Source organism: Streptomyces sp. NPDC107654 (assembly GCF_055639035.1).
In genome coordinates this window covers 58,985-82,263 of sequence record NZ_JBVKBI010000030.1, presented here as the reverse complement: position 1 = coordinate 82,263, position 23,279 = coordinate 58,985, and the positions used below count along the sequence as shown (strand labels likewise).

22 protein-coding genes are annotated in these 23,279 nt (G+C 71.5%); 19 read left to right on the top strand and 3 right to left on the bottom strand.

Features of this window, described 5'->3' with window-relative positions:
* From ACZ7N4_RS34665 to ACZ7N4_RS34635, 7 genes are all read left to right on the top strand, one after another.
* The coding region (locus tag ACZ7N4_RS34665; protein WP_471366901.1) for a hypothetical protein at positions 1-210 on the top strand (210 nt) is incomplete at its 5' end.
* 87 nt (positions 211-297) lie between these two features.
* Complete coding sequence (locus ACZ7N4_RS34660; protein WP_471366898.1) at positions 298-981, top strand: hypothetical protein; 684 nt, start codon at positions 298-300, stop codon at positions 979-981.
* Between the two features lie 100 nt (positions 982-1,081).
* Positions 1,082-1,501: a hypothetical protein gene (locus ACZ7N4_RS34655; protein ID WP_471366896.1), complete on the top strand. Its 420-nt coding sequence runs from the start codon at positions 1,082-1,084 to the stop codon at positions 1,499-1,501.
* 97 nt (positions 1,502-1,598) lie between these two features.
* On the top strand, positions 1,599-2,201 hold the full coding sequence (locus ACZ7N4_RS34650; protein ID WP_471366894.1) for a hypothetical protein: 603 nt from the start codon (positions 1,599-1,601) through the stop codon (positions 2,199-2,201).
* Between the two features lie 252 nt (positions 2,202-2,453).
* Positions 2,454-3,053, top strand: coding sequence for a hypothetical protein (locus ACZ7N4_RS34645; protein WP_471366892.1), 600 nt, complete (start codon positions 2,454-2,456; stop codon positions 3,051-3,053).
* Between the two features lie 208 nt (positions 3,054-3,261).
* A complete protein-coding gene (locus tag ACZ7N4_RS34640; RefSeq protein WP_471366890.1) occupies positions 3,262-5,652 on the top strand; it encodes a DUF6248 family natural product biosynthesis protein in 2,391 nt (796 codons plus the stop codon).
* Between the two features lie 426 nt (positions 5,653-6,078).
* A complete protein-coding gene (locus tag ACZ7N4_RS34635; RefSeq protein WP_471366885.1) occupies positions 6,079-7,761 on the top strand; it encodes a hypothetical protein in 1,683 nt (560 codons plus the stop codon).
* Positions 7,762-7,842: 81 nt separating this feature from the next.
* Here the strand turns inward: ACZ7N4_RS34635 and ACZ7N4_RS34630 are convergent, their stop codons facing one another.
* Positions 7,843-8,223 (bottom strand): hypothetical protein, encoded by a 381-nt coding sequence (locus ACZ7N4_RS34630; protein WP_471366880.1) that lies wholly within the window; start codon positions 8,221-8,223, stop codon positions 7,843-7,845.
* Between the two features lie 247 nt (positions 8,224-8,470).
* On the opposite strand from ACZ7N4_RS34630, the gene ACZ7N4_RS34625 reads away from it, so the two are divergent.
* From ACZ7N4_RS34625 to ACZ7N4_RS34615, 3 genes are read left to right on the top strand one after another with little or no spacing between them, the layout of a single operon-like run.
* Positions 8,471-8,941, top strand: coding sequence for a hypothetical protein (locus ACZ7N4_RS34625; protein ID WP_471366875.1), 471 nt, complete (start codon positions 8,471-8,473; stop codon positions 8,939-8,941).
* Complete coding sequence (locus ACZ7N4_RS34620) at positions 8,938-10,701, top strand: relaxase/mobilization nuclease domain-containing protein (RefSeq protein WP_471366872.1); 1,764 nt, start codon at positions 8,938-8,940, stop codon at positions 10,699-10,701. Before ACZ7N4_RS34625 ends, ACZ7N4_RS34620 begins: the two co-directional genes overlap by 4 nt.
* Positions 10,702-10,718: 17 nt before the next feature.
* Positions 10,719-11,858, top strand: a complete 1,140-nt coding sequence (locus tag ACZ7N4_RS34615; RefSeq protein WP_471366870.1) for a hypothetical protein — start codon at positions 10,719-10,721, stop codon at positions 11,856-11,858.
* A 78-nt stretch (positions 11,859-11,936) separates the two neighbouring features.
* On the opposite strand, the gene ACZ7N4_RS34610 is transcribed toward ACZ7N4_RS34615, so the two are convergent.
* Both ACZ7N4_RS34610 and ACZ7N4_RS34605 read right to left on the bottom strand, forming a co-directional pair.
* A complete protein-coding gene (locus ACZ7N4_RS34610) occupies positions 11,937-12,956 on the bottom strand; it encodes a C40 family peptidase (protein WP_471366866.1) in 1,020 nt (339 codons plus the stop codon).
* 23 nt (positions 12,957-12,979) lie between these two features.
* Positions 12,980-13,447, bottom strand: coding sequence for a helix-turn-helix transcriptional regulator (locus tag ACZ7N4_RS34605; RefSeq protein WP_471366862.1), 468 nt, complete (start codon positions 13,445-13,447; stop codon positions 12,980-12,982).
* Between the two features lie 127 nt (positions 13,448-13,574).
* Here ACZ7N4_RS34605 and ACZ7N4_RS34600 point away from each other — a divergent pair, with 127 nt between their 5' ends.
* From ACZ7N4_RS34600 to ACZ7N4_RS34560, 9 genes are all read left to right on the top strand, one after another.
* A complete protein-coding gene (locus ACZ7N4_RS34600) occupies positions 13,575-14,051 on the top strand; it encodes a hypothetical protein (protein ID WP_471366859.1) in 477 nt (158 codons plus the stop codon).
* 3 nt (positions 14,052-14,054) lie between these two features.
* Positions 14,055-14,351 (top strand): hypothetical protein, encoded by a 297-nt coding sequence (locus tag ACZ7N4_RS34595; RefSeq protein ID WP_471366855.1) that lies wholly within the window; start codon positions 14,055-14,057, stop codon positions 14,349-14,351.
* Between the two features lie 16 nt (positions 14,352-14,367).
* Positions 14,368-15,168: a hypothetical protein gene (locus tag ACZ7N4_RS34590; protein ID WP_471366852.1), complete on the top strand. Its 801-nt coding sequence runs from the start codon at positions 14,368-14,370 to the stop codon at positions 15,166-15,168.
* The gene (locus tag ACZ7N4_RS34585) at positions 15,165-16,637 is read left to right on the top strand and encodes a hypothetical protein (protein WP_471366849.1); all 1,473 of its coding nucleotides are present in this window, start codon (positions 15,165-15,167) and stop codon (positions 16,635-16,637) included. Before ACZ7N4_RS34590 ends, ACZ7N4_RS34585 begins: the two co-directional genes overlap by 4 nt.
* Entirely contained in the window at positions 16,634-18,085 is a 1,452-nt protein-coding gene (locus ACZ7N4_RS34580) for an SCO6880 family protein (RefSeq protein WP_471366846.1), read from the top strand. Before ACZ7N4_RS34585 ends, ACZ7N4_RS34580 begins: the two co-directional genes overlap by 4 nt.
* A gap of 16 nt (positions 18,086-18,101) precedes the next feature.
* A complete protein-coding gene (locus ACZ7N4_RS34575) occupies positions 18,102-19,691 on the top strand; it encodes an ATP-binding protein (RefSeq protein WP_471366844.1) in 1,590 nt (529 codons plus the stop codon).
* A complete protein-coding gene (locus ACZ7N4_RS34570) occupies positions 19,688-21,427 on the top strand; it encodes a type IV secretory system conjugative DNA transfer family protein (RefSeq protein WP_471366841.1) in 1,740 nt (579 codons plus the stop codon). The genes ACZ7N4_RS34575 and ACZ7N4_RS34570 overlap by 4 nt, the downstream gene beginning before the upstream one ends.
* Positions 21,417-22,001 carry a DUF4913 domain-containing protein gene (locus tag ACZ7N4_RS34565; protein ID WP_471366838.1) on the top strand — a complete coding sequence of 195 codons (585 nt, stop codon included), beginning with the start codon at positions 21,417-21,419 and terminating at the stop codon, positions 21,999-22,001. The genes ACZ7N4_RS34570 and ACZ7N4_RS34565 overlap by 11 nt, the downstream gene beginning before the upstream one ends.
* Positions 22,002-22,716: 715 nt before the next feature.
* Positions 22,717-22,866: a hypothetical protein gene (locus tag ACZ7N4_RS34560; protein WP_471366837.1), complete on the top strand. Its 150-nt coding sequence runs from the start codon at positions 22,717-22,719 to the stop codon at positions 22,864-22,866.
* Positions 22,867-23,279 lie beyond the last annotated feature (413 nt).

Here is a 23,279-nt window from a genome sequence, read left to right as displayed (position 1 = left end):
GCGGGCCAGGACTGGATCACCATCGTGGAAGGCGACGAGACGGCCGAGCCGATCGACGTCGCGGGCTGCCTGCGGACCCAGATGCAGCGGGCCGACCTGCGTACCGGTGAACTCCAGGCCCACGTGGAGGACCTCGCGCGCGGCGCGGTCCTGACCGCCGACAACGGCACCGCGTTCCGCGTGATCCGCAACCCGCAGTACCGGGGCTGACCCCCACACCCGGCGGGGTGGACGGGGCGGGAATCCCGCCCACCCCGCCGGACCCATCACCGAAAACCTCAACGAAAGGCATCCCTCGTGGACTTCGAAAACCTGGACCGCATCCCGCTGGACGGCACCACCGCGGAGCTGCGGCCCGCGTTCAACCCGATCCTTGGGACCTACGCCGTCCAGCTCTGGGAGGACGGCAAGCCCCACGACATCCACGGCCTGACGGACAACTTCCGGCACGCCGAGCAGCCGCTGGAGGCGATCGACGCCTTCCTCGCCGAGCGCGGTGTCCGCGCCCTCACCGGCGACGAGGCCGTGCTGCTGTACGCCGGTCTCGTCCAGGCCAGGGGCGGCTCGGACTGGCTGATGCTCCAGCCGGACGTCACCGGCTCTTGCCTGGACGCCGCGTCGGAGCCCCTGAGCGTGCTGACCTGCACCGCCGTCAGCCCCGCGACGCACGCCGTCCCCCTCGTTTGCCGCGAGTACGCGCTGTCCAGCGCCGTCGCCCGGATGGGCGAGGTGATCGGCACGCACCTAGAGCGCGGCGGCAGCGGGTGGGTCGCGATCCGTATCGCGGACGGCGGCAGTGATGGCGAGCTGTACGACGACTACGAGGACGCCTGGACCGCCCAGGATCACCCGGAGGGCTGCACGTACCTCCCGATCTCGCCGCTGTTCCCCTGGACGCCCCGCATGTGCGAGGAGCACCTGGAGTTCATGACCCACCTGCGGCACGGGTGCGTGGCGTACGGCGTCCCGACCTGCCACTGACCTGTGGCCGCCGCCGGTGACGCGGGCGGGGGCGGGAATCTCCGCCTGCGTCACCGGATCGGCCCCCGACACCGATCAACCTCAACGAAAGGCCCACCACGTGACCGCTCTCCAGCAGATCTCCCCCGACGATCAGGCGGTGACGGCTCCGCTGGTCCAGCTCGGAGCCGAGGGTGTCCAGTGCCTGCCCAGCTGGGACGGCAGCGCCGACTACGTTGCCGTCCCGCTCGCCGACGGTGCGACGATCCGCTTCACCGGCACCACTCGGCCTGACGCGGACGGTGTGAGCGACGACGTCAGCATCGATCACGCGGTCCGGATCCACGAGAGCTGGCGGGCGGAGGTTCACCACCCCGTCGACGGCACGACCGAGCTGTACGACTCCCATGGCCGCCGACTGTCGTTCGACCAGGACACCGCGGCCCTTGTCGCCGCCATCGTCCGGTGTCTTCCCCGGCACGGCGGCAGCGTCCCGGGCGGTCCGGCGGAGCCCGACCCGCACGCCCGGTCCGGTAACTGATCTGCGGCCGCCGGTGACGCGGGCGGGGGCGGGAATCTCCGCCCGCGTCACCGGACCGGCCGCCCGACACCGATCAACCCTCAACGAAAGGCAGAGCATGACCACCACGACCCTGGCGTACCGACTGGGCGAACCGGACTGGGAGCGCCGCTACCCCGTCCTGATCGGCGAGAGCACCGTGATCGGCGCGGTTTTCCGCTGGCACCGCGACTGGCTCACCCTCACCAGCGAGGGGGAGCGCAACCTTGGCCGTCCCGAGAAGGGCCGTCGCGGCGTCCCCCAGGCGGCCGCGCAGGCGGCGGCCGAGCAGGTGGCCGCCGAGTACGCGGCCGGTCGCATCACGGCCATGACCCTCGCGGACGTGACGGCCGCCGTGCCGGTGCTGGACGGCGACGTGCCACTGCTGCACCCCCGGATGCCGGAAACCCCCCGCAACATCGAGACCGCACAGCAGGTCATGGCCGCACTGACGCTGCACCGCTGGAAGCCGTACACCGGCTTTCCCGGCAGCGACAACCCGTGGTGGCAGGAGTGCGAGCTGTGCGGTTGGCAGGGCCCGCGCTACTGGTCGCACCAGCGTGGTCGCAACGGCGAACTGCCCAGCACCTTCCGGCACCCGGCGTCAGCCGAGTTCGGGGCGCCCGCCGGGTGCATCGGTGACGCCAAGGTCCGCGAGCTGATCGCCGCCTACGGTCAGTAGCTCCGCCCGCCACTCGCCCGGCCAGCCGGGCCCGGATCACCCGGGCCCGGCTGGCCACTGGCCGTGGGGATGCCGCCGCACGACCAACGAGCCGGCGGGGCGCCGGCCGGAGACGCAAGGCGGCCGACGGGGCGCAAAAGCGTGGGAATCCCGTCGGCCGCAGCGGCCCGGCCACCGAGGGCCCTCAACAGGCCACCAACCGAGCACGCCAACATGGTAGACGCGTCCCGCACACACCTAGGAGTAGCCCCCATGAAGACCATCGACGGCCGCGTGTACGCCACTCGGGCCGAGCTGTCCGAGCGTGCCGGGTACAAGGGGGACGCCACCCTGCGCGCCCTGTGGACGGACCGTGAGGACAACGGGCACCCGCCCGCCCGCCGGATCGACCGCGTCCTGTACTGGGACGTGGAGGAGTGGGAGCGCTGGTTCACCGCCTATCAGCGGCAGCACAACGGCGTCGACTACAGCGGCAGCCCCGACGAGGAGCTGCCCCCGGCCGGCCAGGCCAAGGTGCTCGGAATCGACGTCAGTGCGATCAGCCACTACCGCGACAACCCGCCGCCCGGGTGGCCCGCCCCCGTGCGCACCGAGGAGCTGGAGAGCGGTCGGGTACGCGAGTACCGCACCCGGCGCCAGCTGTGGGAGTACGCCGATTCCCGCCCGCGGGCCGGAGCGGCCGGCCGCCCGCCGGCGAAGGGGCCGGACCCCCGCATCGCCCTGGCGGTCGAGGCCCTCGCCGCCGAGCCCGGCCGGAAGGCGGGGGAGACCGCCAAAGCCCTCGCCGAGCAGTACGGAGGCCACTGGACCACCTGGAGGGCAGCCGTCACTGAGGCCCGCAGGCAGGGCTGACCGGCGGCCGGAACGCGCCCGGCCAGCCCCGCCCCGACCGGGCGGACGCTGGCCGCCGGTGCGCCCGCGAGAAGGTCAGGAAACCTGCCCTGATCTGCGGCTTCACCTTGACCTATACCCCAAAACTTGATTGAATTAGCAGTGTCGGACGGGGCGGGAATCCCGGACCGGCACCACCGAGAAGCCTCAACGATCAAGGACAGAACGCATGGACGAGACCCAGCCGGGGGAGCCGACCCCGCAGACCTGCCTCCGGGTGGCCCGCGAGGCCGCCGCCCTCGCCGTCGCCGCGGCGGACGAGGCGATGAACGCCGTGTGCCGCAGCCGCTCCGGCAACACCGCCCGCCTGGAGGAGATCATGCACGCGGCACACGGGGAGGCCGTCGAGGCCGAGGGGCACGCCGCCCGGGCGGAGCAGTGGGCGGCCGACCCGGAGATGCCGGACAGCGCGCTGCGCCACTGCGCCCGCGGCGCCGTCGACCACGCCGTGCGCGCCCAGGAGGCGGCCGGGGTCGAGGTGACGGCCGCGGCCCTGCGGGCCGCCCTGCAGCGCAGGCTCACCGCCCAGGAGTACGCCCAGCTGGAGAGCGCGCGGCGCCGCGCGGAGGCCGAGCAGGAGGCCGCCGAGCGGGCCGCGACCGGCATGGACAGCGACAACCGCCACCTGGCCCGGATGAACGCCTTCCTCGCCGAGCGCACCGTGCCCGGACTCGGCTGGAGTGCCGGGCACGTCCGGGTCCTGGAGGCCGCGGAGACCGGCCGCCTGTACTGGCGCGACGGACAGGCCCGGCAGGCCGCCACGCGCGGCGTGTGGAGCGGCGGCCGCAGGGTCCACCGGGACCGGACGCAGGCCCTGCGTGTCGCCGGGTTCCTCACCGCGGCCGCCGCTTCCGACGGCGCCCAGGTGCTCGTGCCCACCCCGATGGGCCAGGTCGCACTGGAGCTTGCGCGGCTGTACCCGGCGGGCCTGTACGACAGTGACGCGGCGGCGTACGAGGCCCGGTACGCCCGCGTCGCGAAGCAGTACAAGCGCAGGGACGACAAGAAGTCCGCCGCCCGCCGCCTGCCCGCCCTGGAGTACGGCGCGGTGGGCCGGTACCGGCGGCCGGTGACGCTCGCCGAGCAGGAGGGGCGCGCCGCACGCGAGGCGGTCGAGCAGTGGGAGGACGAGGGCGGCTACTGCCCCGGCGTGCACACGCCCCGCCCCGCCGCCGAGGACCAGGTCGCGTCCGCGCCGGCGGCGGCCGCCGAGGCCGCCCCACCGGCACCGGCTGCGGACGAGCTTCCCTGGCCTCCCGGGGTGCGGCTGGTGTCGCTGATGTCCACCCGCTACCGGGACTGGTGGGGGCTGGAGTGCGGCCGGTGCGTGCCCGGCGTCAGCGCCCCGCTGCCCGGCAAGTGGGACGACAAGGGCGACGCTCGGATCGCCGCCTACGCGCACTACGACGAGGCCCACCGCCCGGCCGACGACCTGCTCACCGAGCAGGAGATCGCCGAGGTGGAGCGCTGGCCGCTGTCGGACGCGCAGCGCACCGTGCTGCACTGGGCCGAGCACGCCGAGCTGGCCGAGTTCGACGACGGGTTTTGGGCCCTGGACTGCGTCCCGGACCGCTGGGACGTCAATAAGCGCGTGGCCCGCGCGCGGGTGACCGGACTGTGGGCGGCCGGGCTGCTGGACGTGCACCTGGACAGCTCCGGCCGCCGCCTCGTGCAGTCGCAGACGGCACGCCGGGTGGTCCGCCTGCTGGGGCGCGCGGAGCGCCAGGGCGTCGCCGAGCCCGCAGCGAAGGACGCCAAGCTCACCCCGCTCCCCAAGCGCAGCGGCGGCTACCCGTTGCTGTCCGAGGGGCGCTTCTTCAAGGGCGAGCAGCGGCCCGCCGACAACGCGGCCCCGGCGGAGCCCGCCGCCGCCCCCGCGGCCGCCGAGACGGCCCCGCCGGCGGCCGCCGCGGTGCGCGCCGAGCAGCCCCTGCTGCGGCGCCTGTTCGCCCCGCGCGCCGCCCGCGAACAGCGCCCCGCGGATGGCCTCCGCACGGTCATCCGGCGGCCCCAGCGGGTGCTCACCCACGAGGAGCGCGAGCGGGTACGAGGCACGGCCCTGCTGAACCTGCAGGGCGCCCTGATCATGGGCATCACCGACCCGGTGCCCAACGCCTCGCCGATGCCGGAGGAGGCGGGCGCGTGGGTGCGCGAGCACGTGTGGCCCGAACACTTCCAGCAGATCGAGCGCAAGTACCCGCACGGCTTCGCGCGCTGGAGCATGTGCGAGCGGGGCACCTGCTGGAACTGCCTCTCCGGGCGGTGCGACCTGTGCGTCCACCGGCAGAAGGGCGGCCCGCACGTCGACGGCAACCTGGACTCGGTGACCAACCACCAGGGGCGCACCGTCGCCCGGCTCATCCTGCGGCCCGGCGGCGAGCCGTGCGTGTGGTGGTGCCGGTGCGCGTGCCCCAAGGACGACCCCGCTCCGGCCCGGCCGACAGTGAAGGCGAACCCCGCTCCGGCCGCTCCGCCAGCGGTGCCCGCGCCCGCTCCGGCACCGGCCGCGACGCCGGTTCGGGCACCGGAGGAGGGAGCCCTGCAGGCCGCCTTGTGGTGACGCGGGGGGCTCCGCCCGCCCGCACCCCCCGACCCTCTCTCGGAGGGGGCGGGGGGACGCGTGCCGACCTCGCGGTGAGTGGGTGGTGCAGGCGGTGGGCGGCCGGGGGACTCCCTCCCCGGACGGGCACCCGGAGGGGACCACAGCCCGCGCCGGGCCGCCAGGCCAAGCCGCCTGCGGCGGTCGCCTCCGGCGAGCCCGGCACCCCGACGCGGCCCGCGGTCGGCTGACGCCTGCCCGACCGAGGAGGGAGCCCCCCGACCGGGACGGTCGTACGGCGTCCCGACGCCGGGGCGGAAACGGCATGTGACCTGCGCAAACACCTTGACGCACCCCCTAAAACTTGATTGAATTAGCAGTGTCGGACGGGGCGGGAATCCCGGACCGGCACCCACCGAAGAACCTCAACGATCAAGGACAGGGCGCATGGGCGAGGTGCACGACACCGCCGCGGTGACGGATGAGGAGGGACGCCCGTACGCGCATGGCTTCAAGCCGGCGGTGTACGAGTGGGACGGCTGGACGTGCGAGGACGACTGCCCCGTGTGCGAGACCGGCGCGGACTGCGCCGACTGCCGGGAGTGCACCGACTTCGCGTTCCCCTACCCGCCGCACTGGGCGCGCACCTGGCAGGAGGGCGAGCCGGAGCGCGGCATCGAGGCCTTCGGTGGACCGGGCGGCATGTCGGCCGGGCGCGATTTGGTCGACGGCGGCGGCGACTGGGTGCTCATCGAGCAGAACCGGGACGCCGCGGCGACGGCCCGGGCGGCCGGTCACTGGGTGGTGGAGGCGGACATCAGGACGCTGGACCCCCGCCACCCCGTCCTGCGCGGTACCCGTCGCTTCCACGGCTCGCCGCCCTGCCAGACCCTCTCCGACGGGGGTCTGCGGTCCGCCTGGAACAGCCGCGAGATCTCCGAACTCCAGAGCATCATGTGGCAGGCGTCCGAGGCGTTCGGCTTCCTGGAGGTCGATGACCTGTGCAGCCTCTACGGCGGCCCCCATCACTACTACGGCGACGTCATCGACGGCATGGAGGACCACCCCGACGCGTACGGCTGGGGTGAGCTGTGCGGCAGCGGCCACCTGCCCCCCTGCATGACCCCGGCCGCGTTCCGCGAGTGGGCCGCCTCGGTGGTCTCCGACGAGCGCACCGCACTCATGGCGGAGATGCTCATCTGGCCCATGTGCCTAGTGCAGATCGGCGCCCCCCTGGTCTCCATCACCATGGAGCAGTCGGCGAACCTGCTGCGCCAAACCCCCGCCCTGGCAGAGGCCATCCAGTCCGAGATCACCAGCGTCGAGGGTCTCGGCTGGGCCTGGTGCTCGTGGCAGATCGCCGACGCCGCCGACTTCGGTGCCGCCACCCACCGCGAGCGGGCCTGGATGGTCGCCACCCGCTACGACCAGCCCCGGTACGCCGACCACGTCGACGGCCAGGCGGCGGCCCGCGAGATGTGGGCGCACGTCCTCAAAAAGACCGGCAAGCTGCCCGACTGGATGCCCGAGCTGGACCGCCGGATCGAGCCCTACCAGGGCCGCCCCGCGCTCCCAGTTGTGACCGTCGCGCAGGCCCTGAACCTACCGGCCACCTGGTGGGCCGACACCCGCGGCAAGCGCAAGATCAACCCCAAGACCGGCAGGCCGAACGGCGGCGGCAGCTTCCCCCTCAACCGGGTCGGACCGTGCGTCACCGCCCCCTGGTACGGCATCAAGTTCCGCCCGGCCGACGTCCCCCAGGGCGAGGGCACCATCAAGGTCTCCCTGCCGGATCTCGGAGTTTTGGTTGGCTTCCCCCGGGACTACCCGTGGATCTACATCCCCACCCGCGCGGGCGCGAAGGGGACCCGCAACATCGCCCAGATGATCGCCGACCCTGTCTCGCCGTTCATGGGCGCTGCCATCTCCGCCGCGGTCCAGGGCGAGGACTGGTACAAGCCGGTCTCTGACTACCAGGCGGCGCTGTACCGGCTGCACAAGCAGGCGGAGCCGAACGGGCGATCCAAGGTCGAGGAACAGCTCACGCTGTTCGGGAAGCAGACCCTCCTGCGCACCCTGTTCGCCCCGCGGACGGCGACCTCGGCCGCCGACTGGAAGCCCGCCGTCTGACCAGCGGCCGCGACCAGACACCAACGACGAAGGGCCCCGCGATGCGGGGCCCTTCGTGTGCGTCCGGGGGAGTGGAACGGGTCAGGCCGAGGCGGTGCTGTCCGCCGTCGCCGCGGCCGCAGCCGTCCCGTCCTGAGCCGGGATCGTCCCCGCCGGCGAGGAGCCCTCGGAGGCCGCCGCGGACGGCTGACTGTCGGCCGTCTTCGCCGACGACCGCGACCGCCGCGAGCGGACCCGCGGCCGCCTCGCCGGTTCCTCCGCGCCGAGCTTCGCCAGGTCCTCCGCCGTCCACCCCGCCGCTTCGGCGTCGACGTACGCCTTGCCGTACGGCTCGTCGAGTTCGGCCAGCTGCTCCAGCAGCCTGCTCCGCTTGGCCAGGACCTCCACGAGTGGCCCCGCGGCCGCCGCCCGGCGTTCCTGGAGTTCCCTCATCCTCTGCAAGATCTCATCAGCGCTTGGCATGCCGTGATCGTAGCGCCCGGCCGGATTTAAGGCGGCCGCCTTAAATCCGGCCGTAGTGCCGCCGGTGGCAGCGGTTTTGAACACATGTCACGAACATCCGGAGCCTTTAGAGGACGCAGTAACCACCGGCAGCGAGTTGTGGCTTACTGATATCAGTAAGCCGGAATGCTGGCCTTGATCCACTAGGGTGGGCGGCCAGCACGAGGGTCCGAGCACGGACCGATGGGGGAGGAACGGGGAGGGCACCGTGGCGAAGCCGACGAAGGCGAAGAAGCCGCAGAAGGAGCGCCCGCGCCGCCGTGCCCGTGAAGACGGCGGTCGCCGGTCCAACCGATTCCTGGTCTCCTACAACGACGCCGAACTGGCGATCCTGCTGGAAGCCGCCGGCCGCGACAACACGGCCCTTGCATCGTGGGTGGCGGACGCCGCGCTCGCGGTGGCCACAGGAGTCGTGGTCCCAGTCTCCGCGGACGCCAAGGAGGTACTGCGCGAGCAGGTCAACGCACGCGCGCAGGCGGCACGGATCGGAAACAATCTCAACCAGATGCAGCGCATCCTGAACTCCGCCGACGGAGCGGCCGTCGCCCACTGGGAGACGGCCGACATCGAGGTGACGGCCGTCCAGGTTCAGCGCATTCTGGCGTCGGTCGAGAAGGCGGTGAAGCGCCTGGACGAGGCCACGCTCCAGGTCATGAGAGAGCGGCGGCCGCGCTCTTGATCCCGAAGGAAGCGAGGCCCGGAGATGACACGGCCGGTCTGCTGTTCTACCTGTACGGTCCGGGCAAACGCGATGAGCACGTGGACCCGCACATGGTGGCGGCGTGGGACCCCTACGTTCCCGATCCGGCACGGTCGGGCGAGTTCACCATCCCTGATCTTGCGGCGCTGCTGGATGCGCCTGTGCGCGTCCTGCTGGGCAAGAAGCCGCCGCTGCACGTCTTCCACGTCGCAGTGCGCAACCCCCCGGAGGACCGCCAGCTGTCCGACGAGGAATGGGCCCGCGTGGCGCGCGAGATGATGCACGCCGCTGGCATCGCCCCCCACACCGATGACCAGGGGTGTCGGTGGGTGGCTGTGCGCCATGCCGACGACCACATCCACATCGTGGCCACCCGGGCCCGCGAAGACGGGCGCCAGCCGGACACGAGCTGGAGCAAGCTGCGGATGCAGGAGGCTGCGCGCGGGTTCGAGATCGAGTTCGGCCTGCGCCGCCTCACCCACGCCGACGGCACCGCGCGCAGGTGGTCGAAGACCGGGGAGACGGAGAAGGCGGTGCGCCGAGGCCTGCCCGAGCCGGTGCGCGAGACACTCCAGCGCGCCGTGCGCGAGGCGGCGGCCACCGCCTCGCGCGACGACGACTTCTTCGAGCGACTCGCTGCGGCCGGACTGCGCGTGAAGCGAAGGATCGCCCCGGATGGCGCCGTGACCGGCTACTCCGTGGCCATGCCCGGCGACCGCGACGGCGCCCAGAAGCCGGTGTGGTTCCCGGGCGCCCGACTCGCTCCCGACCTGTCCCTGCCGCGCGTACGTGAGCGCTGGAGCGGACCGCCGGTGAACACCGTGGCGACGCCGGCGGATGCGTGGCGTGCGGCAGCGGAGAAGGTCCACGCCGCCGCCGACCAGCTCGGTGCCGAAGGACTGCACCAGGGCGCCGGGGACGTAGCCGCCCTCGGTGACCTGATCGTGGTCGCCGCAGTCGTCTCCCCATACCTGGTGCGCAGCCAGATGCGGAAGGCCGCGTACGAGTTCGAGCGGGCATCCCGGGCCCCGGCCGCACGCCAGATGGAAGGCCAGGCACGCGCGCTGTACCGGGAGTCGACACAGGTCCTCTCCCGCTCCATGTCGGCGGCTGGCCGCAATGACACGGTCGCCGCACTGGGTTTCCTGCTCGCCCTGGTGACCGCTGTGGAGGCGTCCCGGCACTGGCATCAGGCGCAGCAGCACCGAGTCCAGGCGGAGGCCGCAGGACGGGCCGGACGGCTGCTGCACGAGGCGGTCGAGGTGACCGTCGGAGTCAACGCGGCGCGCGAGTACAAGCCGCGCCCCAAGCGCACCGCGGCCCGGAAGGGAACCGGGCATCGCTCAGCCACGGAGGCCAGCACCCGGCCGATGGCCGCAGTTGTTCAGCAGGCCGTTCCCGAGCACGCCCGCGAGGTCCTGGCCGACACGGCATGGGCCGCCCTGCGGACCCGGCTGATGGAGATCGACCAGACGGGTGAGGACCCGGGCGACGTGCTGGCAACGGTCGCCGCCCGCAGGGAATTGACCTCTGCGGACTCGGTCGCCGAGGTGCTTGTATGGCGGCTGGACGGATGGCGGCGCCAACGAAGCGCAGCGGCCGCAGCCAAAAGCACGACTGCTACGCCCGCCGCCGGCACCGGCCGGACGGGTCCGGCACGCGCGCCGGGTGCATCCTCACCGACGCGGCGGCCGCCCGGCGAGGAGCAGCAGCGCAAGGGCCCGAAGCGGGGCCGCTGACGAGGGGAGAGCGGGAGATGGCGACACCGGCACCAGGGGAGCGGGCAGGGGAGGCCTTCACCGATTCCGCCGCCGAGGCGGTGCAGACCGCCGTCATGGCGACGCGCTTGGTCATGGCCATCGCGGATGCCGCGAGGCGCCACCAGCAGCGCAGGCAGAAGGGGAAGGAGGACGACCTTCCGGCCGCCGAGGAAGCGGTGGGCGAGGTCGGCGAGGACGTCAAGCGCCTGCTGCCGAGCGACGTCTCCGTGGCGCTGATGAAGGAGGCGGACTGGCCGCAGCTCGCACAGCAGTTGCTCGCCCTGCGCAAGGCGGGCGTCGACCTGGACCAGGTCCTGCCGCGCGTAGGCGAGATCGCGGTGAACGTGCGCGACCAGGTTGCGACGACAGCAGCGCAGGAGGCCACCACCGACCACTGGGTGCGGGTGGTGCGCGAGACGCTGCCGGCCGGGCCGGTGCGCGAGGCGCTCCTGTCCGCCCCGGCCTGGCCGGAGATGGCAGCGACGATGGCCAGGCTGGAGGAACGGGGCATCAACGTGCGTGAGGTCCTGGTGGCCGCGCACGACGAGGTGGTGGCCGTCGACCAAGCGGTAGCGACGGCACTAGGGGCGGACCCGGAACCGGCGATGAGCCGGGACGCACAGCTGTCGTACGGGCCGCTGACGACCGGACTGAACGTCCCCCGGGATCTCGACCTGTCCGACCGCGAACGGGCGCTTAAGCAGCTGGCCATCTCGCCGCAGGACAACCAGCGGTACATCCGATGGGTGCGCGAGGCGATGGCCGGGCACGAGCGGGAGGCGGACCTGCTGGTGGCGGCCCGCAAGTGGCCCCTGCTGGCCGCCCGGATGGCGCAGATGGAGCAGGACAAGCCAGTGCGCGAGCACCTGACCCGACTGGCCAAGGACACGTCCTGGCAGGAGGAACGCGGCGCCCAACTCGGGACGCGCCTGGTGCAGGCCGCCAGCGACGCACTGCTCGGCCCGGCGGGCGACGCCCCGCGGGAGCCGCGGATGAAGGTGAACACCGCGGCGGCAAGGTCGACGTCACCGACCGTGGGCCCTTCTAGGGCGGCGAAGGCCGCGACCCCGGGGGATGCCGGGGTGGCCTCGCACCGCCAGCTCGCTCCTACCCAGACGCGGGCCAAGGCGAAGTAGCTACCCCCCGGTACGTGTGCCGCAGTCCCTGAGCTGGGACTGCGGCACACGGCTGGTTCCGTACACCATGTCCGGGCGTCATGGGCGCGTGGCGCCGTAGTAGTCGCCTTCGGGCATGGCGGAGGTCAGGGGAGCCAGCTCCACAGTCCGTCCGGTGCGTGGTGCCTGAAGGACGTTGCCGTCGCCGGCGTACATGGCGACGTGGTAGACCGATCCCGAGTCGCCGCCGTGAGACCAGAAGAGCAGATCGCCGACCTTCAGATCGCTGCGGGAGACGGGATGGTCGGAGGTGGCGCCGTACTGGGCTGCTGCGGTGCGAGGCAACTTGAGGTCGGGCCAGTAGGCGTACTGCACGAGCGAGGAGCAGTCGAAGCCGACGGTGGAGGAGGCGACGCACCGGCCGCCGCTGTAGCCGTTGTGTCCGTCGCAGAAGCCGGTGGAGGGGCCTTCGGGGCCTCCACCGCCGTAGGAGTAGGGGGTGCCGATCCGGGTGGCGGCCTTGCGGACGGCATCGGGCCCGTTGCCCGAGCCGGAGATCTCGACGGTGTCGGTCCCCTGGAAGCGGCTCATGCTCGCCAGGATCACTTTCACGTAGTTCTGGGTCTCGGCGATGTGCGGGACTCCGTGCGCGGCTTGGACAGCACCCCACCCGGCGTTGTATCCGGCGAGGGCGAGGGCGCGGACGTCACCGGGGTACCCGCTCGACTTCGCCTGCTTGAGCAGGGAGCACATCATGCGGCCCTGGGCCATGACGGCGTCGCCGATGTCCCAGGGGCTGCTCTCGCCGTTGCCGTCGGCGTCCCTTCCCCACGTTGCCCAGGTCGCGGGCATGAACTGGGCCGGTCCCTGTGCGCCGGCGTGGGAGGTGACGGTGGTCTGGAAGCCGGACTCCTGGGCGAGCTGGGCGGCCAGCATGGAGGGCGTGAGTTCGGGTTCCGTGCAGGCCTTGGACGCCTTCAGGATCCATGAGCGAAATTCGGCCGGGACGCTGCGCAGTCCGCCGCCCCCGGGTATCTCGGTCGCCTCGGCTCCGTCTTCCACGGCGAGCACCATGAACATCATCCCGGTGATCGCCAGCACGAATAAGGAGATGATCACGGCGACGATCCTGGTCAGCACCTTCACGCGGTCCCCCGTTGCTGTCTGTGTCGTCGTTGGCGTGCCTGAGCTGCAACTTTCTGCCGTACTAGATCACGCGAGGCCTTCTGTGCGCGCTCGAATTGAGCGGTGGTCAGGCCGTAGGCGTGGGCCCAGGTGTGTGGGGAGCGCACTCCCGTCACACCTCGTTCGACCTGCGAAACCATCTGCCGGACGACGCCGATCTTTTCGGCCATCTGAACCTGCGTGAGGCCGAGCGTGCACCGGACGTCACGTAGGGTCAGATGCTGGCCTTTGAGTAGCAGTTCTCGCAGGGGAACGCCGAGGGCCCGAGCGATGGCGTTGGCGACACGGGGGCGTGGCTGATGTATGCCGTCTTCGGCACTGCGAACAGAATTCGGGCTGACTCCCGCGGCCACCGCGAGACTGTCTATGCCGATCCCAGCTTCGAGGCGCAGGGCGCGCGCTCGCGCACCGTCGTACGGCGGCACCTGTTACCCGACCTCCGGTGACTGCGGAAAACTCCACTCAACTTTGCCAGTGGTGCACGCTAGCCTCTGTAGTCCCAAGAGCCCAAGATCCAGACCGATATGCGAGCAGACAGGGGGGAGTTGTGGCGTGATCACACGCTCGGGGGCACCGACCCCTCAGCCCCAGGCCGCGGTTGCCCTCCAGTACGCGCTGATCCCCGTGCACGGCTACGGAATTGCAGAGGCGACCGTGGCACGGATGCTCGATCCGCAGGGCACGGGCAGGGCCCGGGTGCTGCACCCCGGTGAGTCCCTGCCCTACGGGGTGAAGCCGGTGCTGCTGTCGGGGACGACGGTGTACGGCGCGGTGTGTGTCGAGCACATGCTGCGGAGCTGGACGACCTCGCTGCCCCGCCCGTGGCTGGTGCTGATTGCGGACGCGCCGGCGCGTCCGGCACCGGCGGCGCGATACCGCTTCCGGGCGCTGGAGTCCCGCCTGGCCGGCACCGCCAATGTGCCGTACCTGCCGGTGCTGCGGGCGGTCGAGGGAGCCGACGAGGCCATGAAGGACAAGCACGTTCAGGCGGCCGCCGAGAAGCTGCGGCGCCAGATGGAAGGACACTGACCAATGAGCACGCGCATGGCCGCCCACCTGGTCACGCTCGCCGACGGCCTCATCCCGGGCGCGAAGCCGACCAAGATCCCTGGGCTGTCTGACCCGGTGTCCAAGCTGTTCGGGTACGGCTTGTGGCTGATCATCCTGGCCGGCGTGGGCGGCGTCGGGTTCGGTATCTACAAGCTCGCGATCTCGGACAAGAGCCGCAACGGCGGCGGCAGCGAGCCCTTCAAATGGGTCGGCGGCGGGGTGGTGGCCATCTTGTTGGCCGGGTCCCTGATCACCATCCTCAACGGCATCGCTGGCTAGGCGGGAGCAGGACGACATGGCACGCAGCAGGGGGACCAACACCACCACCAAGGCCATGTGGGCAGCGGGTGTGGTGCTCGCCGCGGTGATCGGCATGACCGGCTACCTGGCCCTCGGTGACGACGACGACACCCCGGAGCACGGCAAGGGCGGCCACGCCGCTGCCGGCCCCTCCGGCTCGGCCAGCGCCGCTCCGACCTACCAGGTGCCGGACGACTGGACCGAGCCGGCCCGGTGGGCGGCGCTGCCGCGCGGGGCACGGACCGACAAGTACGGCAGCGAGGTCGGCTTTCCGCATAGCACGCTCGGCGGAGTGGCCATGACGGCCGCCGCGCAGGCAGGCGACGTCAGCGGGGAGAAGTCGGTCGTGGACGAGCACCTGCGGCAGTACCACTCCTACATCGTGGCCAGCGAGCGCAGCGATGAGGGTGCCGAGCGGGTGGAGCTGGGCGCGCTGAACACCGACCGCAGGCTGCACCGGCAGATGGGGGTGAAGCCCGGAACCCCCCTGCCGCCCGGTGCGTACCAGCGCACCACCGTGGTGGGCTACAAGATCATCAGCAAGTCGCCCGACGAGGTCGGCGTCTGGCTGCTGAGCCGGGTGGCGGTGAAGTCGGGCGAGACGAGTAAGGAGCGCGTCGCTTACACCCGCAGCCTCGCCGGAGCGGTGTGGGAGGACGGCGACTGGAAGCTGTCGGCGAAGGCCACGATGTCCGTGATGCGCCAGTCGCGGGAGGAGGCCAAGCCGGCCGGCGCCGCCCCGGGTGACAAGCGGTTCAACACCGCTGGGTGGACGGCCATCCGGGAGGCGTCGTGAGGCGTCTGGCCGGACTGCTGCTGGCCCTGACCGCCATCTTCAGCCTGTCGCTCACGGCACCCCAGCCGGCGGCCGCAGACGGCTGGATCGCCGACGGCACCGAAATGTTCTGTGAGGGCTCAGGCTCCGGCATGCTCGGCGACTTCATCGGCTGGATCGCGGACCAGGACACGGAAGGCCTGTGCGAGGTCACGGGCCAGGCCGTCCAGAAGAAGGTCGTAGGCGCCTGGAAAGACGTCTGGGACTCGATCCTGGGTGACGTCATCAACTCGGCCGCCGACGTCCTGCGGTGGGTCATCAAGAAAGTCTTGACCGTCGCCCTGCTTGGCCCCTCACTCGATCTGGAGGCCACCGGCCTGTTCGGCGAAGATGCCACGCTCGCGGGCATGCTGACCTGGCTAGGCCTGGTCATCGCCACGTTCGGGGCGATGTGGCAGATCGGGAAGATGGCCGTCACCGGCCAGTCCAAGCACCTGGGCCGGGCGATGCTCGGCTGGGTGGAGAACCTGTTCCTGTCCGCCTGCGGCGTCGGGTTCATCGCCCTGATGCTGACGGCGGGAGACGCCCTGACCACCGGTCTGGTGGAGGCCACCTTCAAGGACGACGGCAAGGCGTATGAGCGGATCGTGTCGACGCTGGTGCCCGAGCCCGTCTCCAACCCGATCACGATGCTGTGCATCGTCGCCATCTTGCTGCTGGTGGGATTCATCCAGCTCGTCACCGTCTTCCTCCGCCAGAGCGCGATCCCGATCCAGTGCCTGCTGCTGCCCGTGGCCGGCGGCGGCCGCGTGGGCGGGGACACCACCCGGCAGTGGGCACCCCGCCTGATCACCTCGATCTGCGTGGTCATCGTCTACAAGCCGCTGCTGGCCATCATCATCTGCACCGGCTTCAGCGAGTTCGGACACTCCCACACGCTCGTGGAGTGGCTGCGTGGCTGTGCCACGCTGATCCTCGCCATCCTCGCGCCCGGCCCGCTCACCCGAATCTTCGCCCCCTTCGGTGAGGCGGTCGGAGCGGGCCTGGCAGCGGGAGGTGCGGGCGGCGCCTTCGCGGCCGCGGGCTCATTCATCACGGGCCGGGCCAGCAAGGACGGCTCCGACGGCGGCCAGGCGGCGGCGCCGACCAGCCCCGTCGCGCACGCCCAGTGGGTCGAGCAGAGCATGGGCAAGCAGTCAGGCGGGCCCGGCGGGTCCGGCGCCGAGGGGGAGCGCGGCAGCGACGCTCAGGCGCAGGCCAGCCGCAACTCCCGGCCCTCCATCCCGGATCAGGCCACCGGTGAGGGCGCCGCATCTACCAGCGCCGCCACCCAGGGCAGTGCAGCGCCCAGCGGGCAGGCGCCGGGCGTGAGCGGCACCCCGGGCAGGACGGGCGCCGGCGCCGCCGTCGCCATCCAGGTCCTGGACGGCGTCAACCACGGCGTGCAGAACGCCGGCGGACAGATCGGGAACGGGGGCAACACCCAGTGACCACCCACGAGGTGCCGCGGACGCTGACGGTCGACGGATTCCGCGTGCGGCAGAGCTTCGGCTTCGGCGGGCTGAGCAAGGGCGCCACTATGATCGGCGCGGGCGTCCTGGTCGCGGACGGCATCATCGCCACGCAGGCGCCCATCACCCTGCTCGTCACCCTGCCCGTGACGATGGCGCTGATCGCTCTGGCCGCGGCCCGCCGGCACGGCATGCCCGCCCTGGCCTACTACTGGGCGCGCCTGGCCTGGAAGCGGGCCAGCCGGTTCGACGTCACCTCCTACCGCCGCATCTTGCTGCCGCACCCCTATGCGCTCGACCTGCCCGGCGTGGGTGCTTCCTCCACCCTCATCAAGGCCTACGACCCCACCAGCGGCCAGCACGTGGGTGTCGTGCACGACCGGGCGAGCGGACGCATGACCATCACCTCGCTGCTCGCCCCTGGTGGCAGTCTGATGGCCCCGACCGGCACCGTGCAGAGCAACCTGCGCACCTGGTCGTCCGTGCTCGACGCGATGAGCACGGACGACCAGATCAAGGGCGCAAGCGTGACCATCCAGATCACTCCCGGCGTGGGCGAAGCCCTCGGGGACGACGTCGCGGCCCGCAAGGATCCGGCCGCTCCCGAGCTGGCCACCCGGATCATCGACGAGCTGGTGCGCACCACCCCGCACGCCACGGCCTCCGTCGCACCCTGGATGTCCGTCACGGTCGACCCCACCGCCTCGGTCAACGCCCCGACCGACCTGGCCGACCAGGTCGCGGAGGCGCTGAAGGTGGTCGACGGGCTGGACCTGTCCGGCACCGGCGCCGACGTTTTGCGCCGCGCCACCGACGTCGACCTGCGCCGCATCGTCCGCAGCGCCTACGACCCGGACACCTTCACTGCCCGGGACGCGGACTTCGCGGAGCTGAGCTGGTCGGAGTGCGGCCCGCAGGCGGCCGACGACGGCTGGACCGAGTACGCGCACGACGGGGGAGTGTCCGCCTCCTGGGTGCTGCGTGAGATGCCGCGCCGCCCCATCCCGTACAGCGTGCTGCTGCCGCTGCTGGCGCCGGGGAGGTTCCAGCGGCGCGTCAGCCTTGCCTACCGGGTGCTGGACCCGCACGAGGGCGAAGCGGTGCTGGAGCGGGAGATCAGCAACGCCCATTCCCGGGCCCAGGCGACCGCCGAGGTCAAGGGCCGCGCCAAGTGGTCGCAGCGGGCCGACGCGCAGCGCGCCGAGCAGGCGGCCGCGCAGGTGGCCAGCGGCTCACAGGTTGTCGACTGGACGCTGATGGTCACCGTCACCGCCCGCAGCGCCGACCAGCTGCCCGCCGCACGCCAGGAGCTGGAGCGTGCGTTCAAGGCCACCCGCGGCATCCGTATGCGCCCCGCCTACGGAGCCCAGGCCGCCGTCTTCACGGCCGGACTGCCGCTGGGCTACAACCCGCTGGTCCGAGACTGAATAAGGAGAGGCACCGATGGCGCGCAAGCCCCGGCTGCCGGAGGTGACCACACCCAAGCGGGTCACCCACATCGAGACCCCGGCCCCGACACGCGAGGAGCGGCGGGCCGAGAAGCGGCTGCGCAGCCGCTACGCCCCCCGGCTGGGCTGGGGTGGCCGGTTCGGCGGCAAGGTGTCCGTGGAGGACACCGGCACCGTCTACACCGGCCCGAGCAGCCAGGCCGGCGGCATCTACCCATGGTTGCTCGGGTCCGGCCTGCCCCCGCGCGGCGTCCCCGTCGGCAGGGACGTGCTGACCGGTGAGCTGGTGTGCGTCGACCCGTCCGGCTGGACCGGCAAGCTAACCACCAACCCCGGCGTGTGGGTCATGTCGCAGCCCGGCGCGGGCAAAAGCGCCTTGGTCAAACGGATCTGCCTGGTCTACGCCGCCTACGGGCACATGATCTGCGTCCCCGGGGACGTCAAGGGCGAGTACTCCACCCTGATCAGTGAGCTGGGCGGCTCCGTGGTGCGCATCGGTGACGGCATGGGCCGCATCAACCCCCTGGACTCCGGCCCGCTGCGGGGACGGGTGCAGTCCCTGCCCGCCGACCGCCGCGAGGCCCTCCTCAACGTCCTCAACGGCCGCCGCCTGGAGACCCTGGTGGCCCTGCTGTCCACCAAGCACGGCCTGGGCCGGGCGCCCAACGAGATCGAGCGCAGCGCCCTGGACACCGCGGTCCAGCTCGCCTCCGCCGGCCAGGAGTCCGGCAACGACCCCATCGTCACCGACGTCACCCACGTCCTGCGGGCCGCACCGCAGACGCTCCGGAACAAGCTCGCCGCCGAGGGCGAGACCTACCAGACCCTTACCCGCTCGGTGATCGCCGGACTCGACAACCTCGTCGGCGGCCCGCTGCGCGGTCTGTTCGACGGACCCACCACGGTGCCTCTCGACCTGAACGCACCCGCCGTCTCCGTCGACATCAGCAGCCTGCGCGCCCGCGGCAACGACGTGCTGTCCGCCGGGATGATCGCAACCTGGGCCTACACGTACAGCTCGATCGACTCCGCCCGCAGTATCGGGCTGATGGACCGCAAACTCGTGCTGCCCATGGACGAGATGTGGCGGGCCCTGCGCTCGGGCCCCGGCCTGGTCGACGCCATGGACGCCATCTCCCGCCTGAACCGGACGACGGACGACGTCACCATCTACGTCACGCACAGCCTGCTCGACGTCGAGGCCCTGCCGACCGAGATGGACCGGGCCAAAGCGCGCGGCCTGATGGACCGGTGCGACACCTGGGTGCTCGGAGCCAGCACCACCGAGGAACTCCAGCGGGTGACCGGCAAGAGGTCACTGACCGAGCAAGAGATCATGATGATCAGCTCCTGGTCCTCCGCGACATCCACCGGCCTGGACGTCGACCCGACCTACGACGAGGACGACGGCCCCGCCCGGGAGCAGACCGCCCGGCACCCCGGCCGCGGCAAGTACCTCATCAAGCTCGGCACGCGGCCGGGCATCGCCGCCGCGCTCGAACTCACCGCGACCGAGCAGCGGCTGTACGCCACCGACAACAACCGGCGCCGGACACGGCCGAGGACGGGAGTCGAGAGCCGATGATGACGGAGAACGACCGGGCCTGGGCCGCCGGCGGCATCCTGTTCGGCGGAGCCGTGACCCTGTCCGCCGCCACCTGGGCCGGGGCAGCGGCCGGCGCGGTGATGACCGGCGAGGATCCGGCCCCCGCCTCCGCACTAACCCTCTACCGCATGGCCCGCCACTGGTCGACGGTGTGGCCGCACTCCCAGACCGCGTCCGCCATCGGCGCCACCGTGGCGGACCTGGCCGTCCTCGTCTTCGTCGTGTGGGGCCTGCGCTGGGCATTCCGCTGGTTCCGCAACCCCTCCAGCCTGGCCACCTTGCACCAGGTGCGCGAACTCACGCCGAAGCGGGCCGCCGCCACCGCGGTCCGGCTCCGCGCCTCCCTCAAGGGCGCCAAGCCCGCGAAGGTCCAGCCGCGCGACCGCGGCGTACTGCTGGGGGACCACCTGCCGTCCGGCGTCGAGCTGCGCGGCTCCGATGAGGACACCTACGTCGCCATCATGGCGCCCCGCGCCGGCAAGTCCACCTCGCTGGCCATCCCCGTGGCCGAGGAGGCACCCGGCGCCCTGCTCATGACCAGCAACAAGGCCGACGTGTACGCCGCCACTCGCGCCAGTCGCGCCCAGGTCGGGCAGACCTGGGTGCTCGACACTCAGGGCGTCGCCCAGGTGGAGCGGCAGATGTGGTGGGACATGATCGCCCAGGCGGAGACGCTGGAGGGAGCGGAGCGCCTGGCCAGCCATTTCGTCAACCAGGTCACCAGCGAGCAGGCCGATCCTTTCTGGAGCCAGGCCGCCGGCGACCTGCTGGTGGGTCTTTTCCGAGCGGCCTACCACGACGGCGGCACCGTCCGTGACGTCATGAAATGGCTCTCCGACCCCGCAGAGAAGGCGCCACTGCGCATCCTCTACCAGCACGAACCGGTACTCGCCGAGCAGGTGGACAGCTCGATCAACATCGCCGAGGAGACCCAGAGCGGCATCTACCAGAACGCGAGAACGGCCGTCAGCGCGCTGCGCGACGAGAAGGTCCTGGCGTGGGTCACCCCGGACACGCGATGGCCTCGGTTCGACCCCGAGGCCTTCGCACTCAGCACGGACACGCTCTACCTGCTGTCCAAGAAGGGCGGCCCCGCCAGTGCCGTAATCGCGGCGCTCGCCGACGCGGTGTTCACCGCAGCGGCCGAGGCCGGCGAACGGTACGGCGGCCGCCTGCCGGAGCCGATGCGGGCCGTGCTGGACGAGGCCGCGAACATCTGCCGGATCAAGGACCTCCCCGACCTGTACTCCCACCTTGGAAGCCGTGGCATCACCCCGTTCGTGATCCTCCAGTCCTACCGGCAAGGGGTCGCCGCGTGGGGCGAGGTCGGCATGGACTCGCTGTGGAGCGCGGCGACGAAGAAGATCATCGGTGTCGGTCTGGATGACGCGAAGTTCGCGGGAGACGTGAGCACGCTGACCGGCGCCCACTACGTCGAACGCGGCTCACACTCCAAGTCGAAGGACGGCGGCAGCCGGTCTTGGTCCGAGCAGCGCGAGCAGGTACTCGACCCCGCCGAGATTCGGGCCATGCGCAAGGGGACCGCCCTGCTGCTGGCCACAGGTATGCCGGTCACGCAGATCGCTCTGCGGCCCTGGTACGAACAGAAGACGATGGCCCACATCGGCCCGGCCCTGAAGGAAGAGGAGTACGCCATCACCAAGAGGGCCGTCGCCGCACACGAGGAGCGGAAGGCTGCACGCCGTGGCCGATGACATGCCCGACTTCGAGGTCCCCGTCGGGATGTTCCAGGACGTCGAGGATCTCAAGGCCCAGGTCGCCCACCTGCAGGCTCTCGTGAAGTCGCTCACCGAGGTGGAGACCGGTACCGACGTGGGGGAGACGCACGAGGAGGCGGCGGCCGGCGAGGATACGGACGGCCACCCCGATCCCGAGGACGAATGGCAGTACCCGCCGTTCATTCTGCTGCTGGACCCGCCCGAGTACGACGATGAGCTGCGCGCCCTGGTCGAATGGGTCGAAGGCGTCCTCGTGCCCGGCTACCTCGCCGAGCCGAGCGCCGACGCCCGCTGGTGCCACCTGTGGTGGGAACACCCCGTCGCCGTCGCCCGCCTGCACGCCCTGTGGCTGGCCTGGCAAGAGCTGACCGACCCGGCCACCTGCGGCCACACCGGCCCCAGCGTGTGGCACCGCGACCACTACGACCCCTGCATGCGCGAACTGCGCTCCTCCACCGGGCCATTCCAAGGCTGCACCAGAGGCGAGCACCAGGTCACCCATCGCATGCCCGGCCTCGTACCGAGCGCCTGGCGAATTGGCGACGACTGACCGTGCACCGAGCCCCGCAGGCGGCGGCTACAGCGGGGGTGGCGGCGGACCGTCGTCAGTCGAGCCGTGTGCACGTTTGCTTCTTCAGTAGGGACGATTTCACCCAGCCGACCTTCCCGGCCCTCAGTCCGCTGGCGGAATCCGTCGCGAGGCTGACCCGGTACCAGCCTGCTTTGGCCGCCTGCCCGTACACCCAGTCCCCTCGTCTGAGCAGCCCGAGGGACGCGTACTGAGCCCCTGCCCCCGATCGCAGATGAGCTGTAGTGGTCACCGAGTAGCCGCAAGGGTTGAAGCCGCGGGCCGCAGCTGGGCCAGCAGTAGAAGGGGCAGCATGGCTTGCCGGCGCCGCCAGCAGGGCCGTGGCCACCACCGCCCCCATCATCGTCATTCGCATGTACGGCCAACCCGCCTGTCTGGTGCCTGGTCACGGCACCTACAGGCTCCTCACCCCAACGAGGACGCGCAGCTGCGAGGCGGCCCCTGCCCATCGGCACGCAGGCCCGCATCTGAGTCACCCATGACATTCAGAGCGACGGCTATTGAATGGGCACCCTCTTAACAGGTCTTCTCAGTGCGGATCTCGACGCCGGTCCCTCCGCAGGTTTTCGACTCCCTTGAGCAGGGGTGAGGACTTGCGGGGCTAACCCGCCGGTCCCTCAACGTCGTCCTGGCCGCCGATCCCGACGGCCGTCCCATCCGTAGGAGGACCCTCCCCATGCCCACCGACCGCGCGCACCAGCTGGTCCTGGCTCTCGTCGTCACCACGTTCATCGGCTACATCGGCTACACCCACCCGGCCGCCATCCCCGCCCTTGGCCTGGGCGTCGGCGCGTTCGTTGCCGTGGCCGCAGTGCTGAAACTGTGACCTTCTGTGATGTCATGGCGCCGACCCTCAGGGAGGTCGGCGCCTTGCCGGCTACAGGGTCACTTGGTGGGTCGCTCCCGGGGGATGGTATGCCCGCGCCAGTCGCCGAGGGCCTCCATGGCCTCCTCCGGCCAGAACTGCTCGCCGCAGTCACAGAACCAGACTCTCCCGCACCCGCCTGGCCAGACGTACTCGTCAGACCAGGGCTTGTGTTTGGTGCGCCAGGCGTGCCACGCCGCTCGAACTGCAGGAGTCACCGACGTTCCCCTCCTTGTATGCAAGGGCCCTAGTGTCCCGTGAATCGTGAGCACCCACGTACCTCCGTCCAATGGGCAGGGGGCGGAAACCCTCTGACGCGGCGGCCGCCCCTAAGCGCTCCGGCATTCCTTCGTTGTGTCGACGCAACGCGGCGC

What these genes read in the sequence shown, in the direction of transcription:
- ACZ7N4_RS34595 (WP_471366855.1), top strand. Translation starts at nt 14,055, where the DNA reads ATGAGCACGCGCATGGCCGCCCACCTGGTCACGCTCGCCGACGGCCTC.
- ACZ7N4_RS34570 (WP_471366841.1), top strand. Translation starts at nt 19,688, where the DNA reads ATGATGACGGAGAACGACCGGGCCTGGGCCGCCGGCGGCATCCTGTTC.
- ACZ7N4_RS34630 (WP_471366880.1), bottom strand. Translation starts at nt 8,223, where the DNA reads ATGCCAAGCGCTGATGAGATCTTGCAGAGGATGAGGGAACTCCAGGAA.
- ACZ7N4_RS34590 (WP_471366852.1), top strand. Translation starts at nt 14,368, where the DNA reads ATGGCACGCAGCAGGGGGACCAACACCACCACCAAGGCCATGTGGGCA.
- ACZ7N4_RS34560 (WP_471366837.1), top strand. Translation starts at nt 22,717, where the DNA reads ATGCCCACCGACCGCGCGCACCAGCTGGTCCTGGCTCTCGTCGTCACC.
- ACZ7N4_RS34615 (WP_471366870.1), top strand. Translation starts at nt 10,719, where the DNA reads ATGGCGACACCGGCACCAGGGGAGCGGGCAGGGGAGGCCTTCACCGAT.
- ACZ7N4_RS34640 (WP_471366890.1), top strand. Translation starts at nt 3,262, where the DNA reads ATGGACGAGACCCAGCCGGGGGAGCCGACCCCGCAGACCTGCCTCCGG.
- ACZ7N4_RS34650 (WP_471366894.1), top strand. Translation starts at nt 1,599, where the DNA reads ATGACCACCACGACCCTGGCGTACCGACTGGGCGAACCGGACTGGGAG.
- ACZ7N4_RS34575 (WP_471366844.1), top strand. Translation starts at nt 18,102, where the DNA reads ATGGCGCGCAAGCCCCGGCTGCCGGAGGTGACCACACCCAAGCGGGTC.
- ACZ7N4_RS34635 (WP_471366885.1), top strand. Translation starts at nt 6,079, where the DNA reads ATGGGCGAGGTGCACGACACCGCCGCGGTGACGGATGAGGAGGGACGC.
- ACZ7N4_RS34645 (WP_471366892.1), top strand. Translation starts at nt 2,454, where the DNA reads ATGAAGACCATCGACGGCCGCGTGTACGCCACTCGGGCCGAGCTGTCC.